At 35.8% G+C, this 6478-nt stretch carries 6 protein-coding genes, 1 other RNA gene and 1 pseudogene; 5 read left to right on the forward strand and 3 right to left on the reverse strand.

Going from position 1 to position 6478, the window contains the following annotated elements:
- Positions 1 to 188: 188 nt before the first annotated feature.
- Positions 189 to 1571, reverse strand: coding sequence for a zinc-dependent metalloprotease (locus R3333_RS11535; protein WP_318958933.1), 1383 nt, complete (start codon positions 1569 to 1571; stop codon positions 189 to 191).
- Between the two features lie 405 nt (positions 1572 to 1976).
- On the opposite strand from R3333_RS11535, the gene ssrA reads away from it, so the two are divergent.
- From ssrA to R3333_RS11560, 5 genes are all read left to right on the forward strand, one after another.
- Positions 1977 to 2381: a transfer-messenger RNA gene (ssrA, locus tag R3333_RS11540) on the forward strand.
- Between the two features lie 910 nt (positions 2382 to 3291).
- The gene (locus R3333_RS11545; RefSeq protein WP_318958934.1) at positions 3292 to 3711 is read left to right on the forward strand and encodes a nucleoside-diphosphate kinase; all 420 of its coding nucleotides are present in this window, start codon (positions 3292 to 3294) and stop codon (positions 3709 to 3711) included.
- Positions 3712 to 3808: 97 nt separating this feature from the next.
- Positions 3809 to 4357 (forward strand): hypothetical protein, encoded by a 549-nt coding sequence (locus R3333_RS11550; protein ID WP_318958935.1) that lies wholly within the window; start codon positions 3809 to 3811, stop codon positions 4355 to 4357.
- 68 nt (positions 4358 to 4425) lie between these two features.
- Positions 4426 to 5016: a hypothetical protein gene (locus R3333_RS11555; protein WP_318958936.1), complete on the forward strand. Its 591-nt coding sequence runs from the start codon at positions 4426 to 4428 to the stop codon at positions 5014 to 5016.
- A gap of 91 nt (positions 5017 to 5107) precedes the next feature.
- Entirely contained in the window at positions 5108 to 5563 is a 456-nt protein-coding gene (locus R3333_RS11560) for a DUF1801 domain-containing protein (protein ID WP_318958937.1), read from the forward strand.
- Between the two features lie 3 nt (positions 5564 to 5566).
- On the opposite strand, the gene R3333_RS11565 is transcribed toward R3333_RS11560, so the two are convergent.
- Both R3333_RS11565 and R3333_RS11570 read right to left on the reverse strand, forming a co-directional pair.
- On the reverse strand, positions 5567 to 6265 hold the full coding sequence (locus tag R3333_RS11565) for a tRNA1(Val) (adenine(37)-N6)-methyltransferase (RefSeq protein ID WP_318958938.1): 699 nt from the start codon (positions 6263 to 6265) through the stop codon (positions 5567 to 5569).
- Positions 6266 to 6273: 8 nt separating this feature from the next.
- Positions 6274 to 6478: pseudogene (locus R3333_RS11570) on the reverse strand (16S rRNA processing protein RimM); the annotation flags it as partial.

Consider the following 6478-nt stretch of genomic DNA (forward strand, 5'->3'; position numbering starts at 1 on the left):
CCTCTTGCGATTGTAACGACAATAGCGAAGAAGAGAAAAAAGCAAATCACACTGTGGTTTATAGAGAAAACAAAGATTTTCCTCAAGCTGAAAAAATAATTGCTACACTCAAATAACAAGAACATACCACAAAAAAGTCCAAGCAATTTAAATTACTTGGACTTTTTTAATGCACATATTAAATAACCTTATTCGCTTATTATCAATCTCTTCTTGATATAAGCACCTTCTTGGGTGTAAATATTCAACAAATACATCCCATTGGCTAATTCCATATCTTCCTTAATTTCATGGGTATCCCTAAACGTTTTATTGCTTATTACCTTTCCATCTAAAGCAGTAAGTACTAGTTGAACCTCAGATTGTATAGTATTAAATTTTAGGCTAAAAGGTCCTGTAGCTGGATTAGGAAACAACTCCACTTCAAGCTTAGGCTCTAGGTTTGTAAGTGCAGCTGTATTCGTTAGAAGTCCGGACCTGTACGTCGAAAGTGTTAAACGCATCATTTCTATTTGACCTATGGTAAATGAATTTTGACAAAGCTCAGTCGAGTAATCCATATAATTTTCTACCATATTCGGTAGATTTTGACCATTGATATCATCCCAACAATCGTTAAGATTAAAAGAACAAGACCCTACGGAGGCACTTGCAGCCAAAGGTGTGTCAAGTATATAATCATCCATTCCACAATCTCCATCACCCCAGATATGTCTTAAACCTAAGTAATGCCCCATTTCATGTACCATTGTTTTCCCTGATTTATTGTTATTGGCTGCAGAACCTATACTGTAAGGAATGGGGTTGTTCGCCCCCACCGATTTATAGTGCAAAATAACTCCGTCCTCTTCTAAAATTGACATATCCAATACATTGATAAAGCTTGAATGATTTAGCGGAGGAGTTGCCAATCCAATAAGCATCTCTTCAGATTGCCCCGGCACTCCGGTTGATGCAGACAAATCTCCAATCCATACATTGATATATTGATCCGTATTCCACGCAGCTACACCGCCATTTTGATCATCGGTTATTCTAAATACATTGCTGTATATATCCTGATAAAAATTTGGGTCAGTCATATCGCCCATAAAATTGTAAATTAAAGTGGGAGTGCGGGTTATCCCTGAAGTACTGTTTCCTTGTGGATCCACGGTTGCCAATTCAAATTGAATTTTAACATCCCCTACTAGATTCTCAAAATCGGTTCTCATGTTTACGGTATCTGCATTCAAGCGTCTAAAGCATTCGTTCAATACATCGAGCTGACTATAAATCAGAGAATCATGTATATTCTCTGTGGGAGTATTATATACCACATGAAAAACAACAGGTAATGTATAGACCGTAGATAGATCTTTAGCTTGTAGATTACTTTGAAGTATACTTTGCAAATTACTCATCATCTGATCGGACATCATTTCATAACCAGGATACTGATTATCGCGATGCTGGATTAATTCATGACTACCACACATGGGTGAATGTGGTGTTTCTGGAGTTGATTGAGCCATAACTTGGCAAGTGGTTACTATGCCTAATGATAGTAGCAGTACGTTGAATAGATTCATAATTTTAATCTTAAAGTGGTTATTCGCAATGGTGATTTATGGAAAACTGTTTCAAAATAGGTATAAAATCAAGAATACACAAAAATCTCAAAATCATCATAAGCAGTTTGTTCCTTATAAGTTAATCGTTTCAAACAATCTTTTGATTTGCAGAATGTTAATTTAGGGATTCAAACTACAAAGTAGCACTTTAATGAACTCCTTACAACTTAAAATAAACGAGAAAGTTTACTCCTCTAAAAGCATTGTATTTTTTACAAAAATGTCTACATCAGCGAACATCTAATTCATACACAACTAATTAACACACAATGATTGTCCCTTAACAACTTTCCCTTCAAATTTATCTCTTGAGCTATTGCGTACAATCAATGAACTTCTATCTTTGTACGACCAATAATTATTGGGGCCGACTTGGATTTGACAGCGATTGAGTTGGGTTAGTATAAGCATGTCGAGACATGAGGTGAGTCTCGTTAATCCCTGGTCTCACACGATAATTGACAACACGTCATACGCTCTTGCAGCTTAATAACTGAATGTTATTCGGCTTAATCCACTCTGAAGCACAGTAAGAGGGACAAGTTCCTCCCCGGCATCCCCGTCTTTTGGAAGCTGGAATCGGAGGGATCAACAAATAAAGACTGGTAGGCGGCTTGCTTCGGGCCAAATACGAGATCTAAAGAAGCTAAGCGATGTATCGGATGTTTGCCTCCACTGCATCGTCGAAAACCAAAGTGCAGACTAAGCATGTAGAAGGCTAATGTAGCCATTGTTTGGACGAGGGTTCGAACCCCTCCGGCTCCACAAAACAGTTTTGAGTGTGAGTCTTGAGTCAACAGACGAAAGATTCACACGAGAAAATGTTTTGTTCCTCGAGACGCTTGCTCCATCTCTTGCCAATACTCAAATTACTTTTCTTGTATAAAACATTAGGTTGTTGTAATTGGTATTAATCAATCAATAACTACTATAATACAATACCTCTCGTCTAGCTTAAATTAGGAAAAAAAATTCTAAGCTTGAGGAAAATCCCCCTATTTAAAGCGAACCTTATATTTGAATCGACTACATTTTTAATTTTATAGAAAATGAAGAAAAATGATTAAATATAAATTAGAATTTAAATTGGTTGATTCTCTTATAAAAAATCAAAGACTCTTAAGAGAGTTAAGTATCTTCAAAGCTAAAGTCAAGGATAATTCTACTGTTTACATTAATCATCAAGGAGGTTCCACCTTCCAATTTGAAGATCACTTCAAAAGTTTTTTACGTTACAATGAACAAGTCATTGTCTCTATTTATGAGGGTGATTTAGAAATTCACTAAAAAGTAAAATCCAGCGTGAATGAACAATATTTCAAAAAGATACCGTCTAATTCCAAATACTTTACAAAGTATTCCTTGCATAACTCATTAAAAACTAGTAATTTAGTTAGCGTTAGACGAGGGAAATTCAGTAAGGAAAAAGGGCAATAATCTACGGCCCTTTTTTCCTACTTTAATTGATTGACATAGTCCTACTCATTCCCGCCGACTTTCTGAAGCAGTTTTTTGGAGATTCTCCTCAGAATTGACACAACTTTGAATTCAGCGCCCTCCCATTTCATGTATCCAAATCGTTAAATCTTTCTTCAAAACCACACTTTTAACCCGAACTATTGAATTAAGAACTTTATATGTATATCTTTGCAGCAAAATTTTTGAAAAAACATTTATAATGGCAACGAATAGAACATTTACAATGCTTAAGCCTGACGCGATTGAGAACGGGCACATGGGGAAAATCATCGATATGATTATCGAAGCAGGTTTTGACATTAAAGCGATGAAATACACGCGTTTAACTGAAGAGCAAGCTAAGAAATTTTACGAAGTTCACGCTGAGCGTCCATTCTACGGTGAATTAGTTGAGTACATGACTTCTGGTCCTATCGTTGCTGCTATCTTAGAGAAAGAGAATGCAGTTGCTGATTTCAGAACTTTAATTGGTGCAACAAACCCAGCTGAAGCTGCTGAAGGAACTATCCGTCAGAAGTACGCTGAGTCTATCGGAAGAAACGCAGTTCACGGATCTGATTCTGATGAGAACGCTGAGATCGAAGGTAACTTCCACTTCTCTGCAAACGAGATTTTCTAAGGAGCCCACAAAGCTTTCTTTAAAATATATGAACAGGTCGCCAAAAGGACGACCTGTTTTTTTTGTATTTTCATTGCCTAATCATAAATCATCTCACATGAAAATCCACAAATTAATTATCGCAACTATTCTTGGAAGTCTTGGAATTTTTTCGAGCAGCTTCGCCCAATCACCTTCAAATGGAAAAGCTGTAGGACTTAGAACCAGTAATTTTAACAACCTAGACCTCACCTTCTCTCTTATTAAAAATGATAACAAAGCTTTGCGTTTTAGGGCCGGTGGTTTTAACTATAACTACACGATAGATAATCAAAATTCTACTGGGGGGCTTCGATTAGCAGTTGGTTTTCAAAGATTCAAAGTAATCAATGAAAAATTTTCGTTTCATCATGGATTTGAACCTGCAATAAACTTTTCATTTCTTGCTGCAAATGGAATACAGAACAGCAACACAAGTTTACGCCTAGGATACATGATAGGTTTTAATTATGCTATATGCCCTAATTTCAACCTATATGTTGAAACTATACCTGCATTATACATCAACAACACCTATATTAATTCTACACCAAGTAATTCCTTTACGAGCTTTGGAATCAATGCAAATAGTCAACTTTTAGGGATTGGGGCAACCTATAACTTTTAGTTGTTACAAAAAAGATTTTTTGGTTCAATAATTGTAAAGCAAATCTAAACGCCTAAAAAACACAATTTATGAAAAAACGTTACACTGCCCTTCTTTTTAGCTTATGCTTCATAGGAGCACCCATCTTAACGAAAGCTCAAGAAAACATCAACTCTAAAACCTACACCAAACCTACCGTAATCATTGGTAAAGAAATAGGTGTACGTGCAGATATTAATGGAAGGCTGGGTTTTTCTTATTTAAAACACAAAAACGAGAACAAATCTTTTCGATTTAGAACCTTTAGCACGGGAATCGTTGTTCCGAATGTAAGCTATTTACAATCACCTTTAATTCGAGATTTTATAGCCCTGGGCGCTGGTGGTGCTTTTGCATTCTTAAAAAAGAAACAACTAGATAATAAGTTTACTTATTACCATGGATGGGAGCCTTTTGTAGGTGCTTATGTTTCCCTTAGACATTTTGGAGTTTATGCGGGTATAGGTCATACCTTTGGTTTAACCTATGATTTATCCGAGAAGTTTAATCTAAACGTAGAATTAGTTCCTAATGTTGGTTTTGGAATGAGTCAGTTTCACAATGGAAGCAATCGTTCTCTGTTGTTTAAAAATTCAAGTAATGGACTATCCTTTAGTCTACACTACAAAATATCTAAATAAATCAAAGGTGAGTTGAAGCTCACCTTTTTTATGTCCCTGACTTTTGAACTCTGTCAATTAACTTTATTTTAGAGCTTATTAAAATGAAGACATGCAATACAAAGCAGATACACCAGAAGAATACATCGAACAACTTCCAGAAGACAGGCAAGAAGTTATACAGAAGTTAAGAAGCATAATTAATAAAAATATACCTGAAGGGTTTAAAGAAACCATTAATTATGGAATGTTAGGATGGGTGGTACCGCATGAAATATATCCCAGTGGCTACCATTGCACACCTGAATTACCTCTTCCCTTTTTAAGCTTGGCTTCTCAAAAGAATTTTATCGGTTTCTATCACATGGGGATCTATGCTAACCCTGAACTCTACCAATGGTTTGTTGATGAATACTCGAAATACAGTAAGTATAAATTAGACATGGGTAAAAGCTGTGTTCGTTTAAAACGAATGAATGATATTCCCTATGATTTAATCAAAGAAACAGTACAAAAAATGAGTGTACAAGACTGGATTAGTTTGTATGAAAATAATTTGAAAAGGTAAAACTTACAAAGCTCGGTCGTGTAACTCCTTAGTTAGAGCTATATATTCGTCCGAGTATTTTCCTTCTTTATTTCTAATGGTGAAATCAATCTTTTGTTTGTGAGACGGCTTTTTCGAAAGCACCAGTATTTTACGTTTCAAAAATTCAGGTTTTCCAAAAACAGAAATCTCTTGAACAATATTCAATTTAAAACGCTCAATTTCCTTCAAATAGTTACGCATGAAATCTACAGAAAGGATGAGCCAACACTCCCCCTCTTCACTGAGAAACCTGTCTACCTTCTCTATCAACTCACTAGCGCTAAGTCCACCATTATGCTTCACTCTATTCTTTACTTCAGTATCTGCAGCGCTAGAATTTTCAAAGAAAGGTGGATTACTAACAATCAGATCATACGTCTTACTTGTAGTGAAATCTTGTAAAGAGCTATGATGTATATATAATCTATCTGTCCATGGAGAATTGCCGAAATTTTTAGCTGCTAATCGAGCACTTTCCGCATCAATTTCTATTGCGTCAATATTGGCATTCTGAAACTTTTGGGCAGCGATAAGTGATAGTACCCCCGTACCAGCACCTATATCTAAAATATTTTTAGGAGAGGACGCTTCAAAAAAAGCACCTAATACAAAAGCATCCGTACCTACCTTAAGTACGGCATTGCTTTGTTCTATAGAAAAATGTTTAAAATTGAAAATCATAGTAAAAACTATGCTTCCAGATACATTTCGATCAATCCTTGTGGCGCAGCAACATGAAGCTCCTGCTTCTCTCTATCTACCTTTTGTATCAATCCATCAATAAATGGAATCAACATCTCTTTATCACCCTTTAAAACTTGGATCAAAGGATTAACGTTGTTATCGATAATATTTTCTAACACACCTACTTCACCGTATTCAATATCTACTACC

Source organism: Lishizhenia sp., from assembly GCF_033720595.1.
Classification (GTDB): Bacteria; Bacteroidota; Bacteroidia; order Flavobacteriales_D; family Crocinitomicaceae; genus Lishizhenia.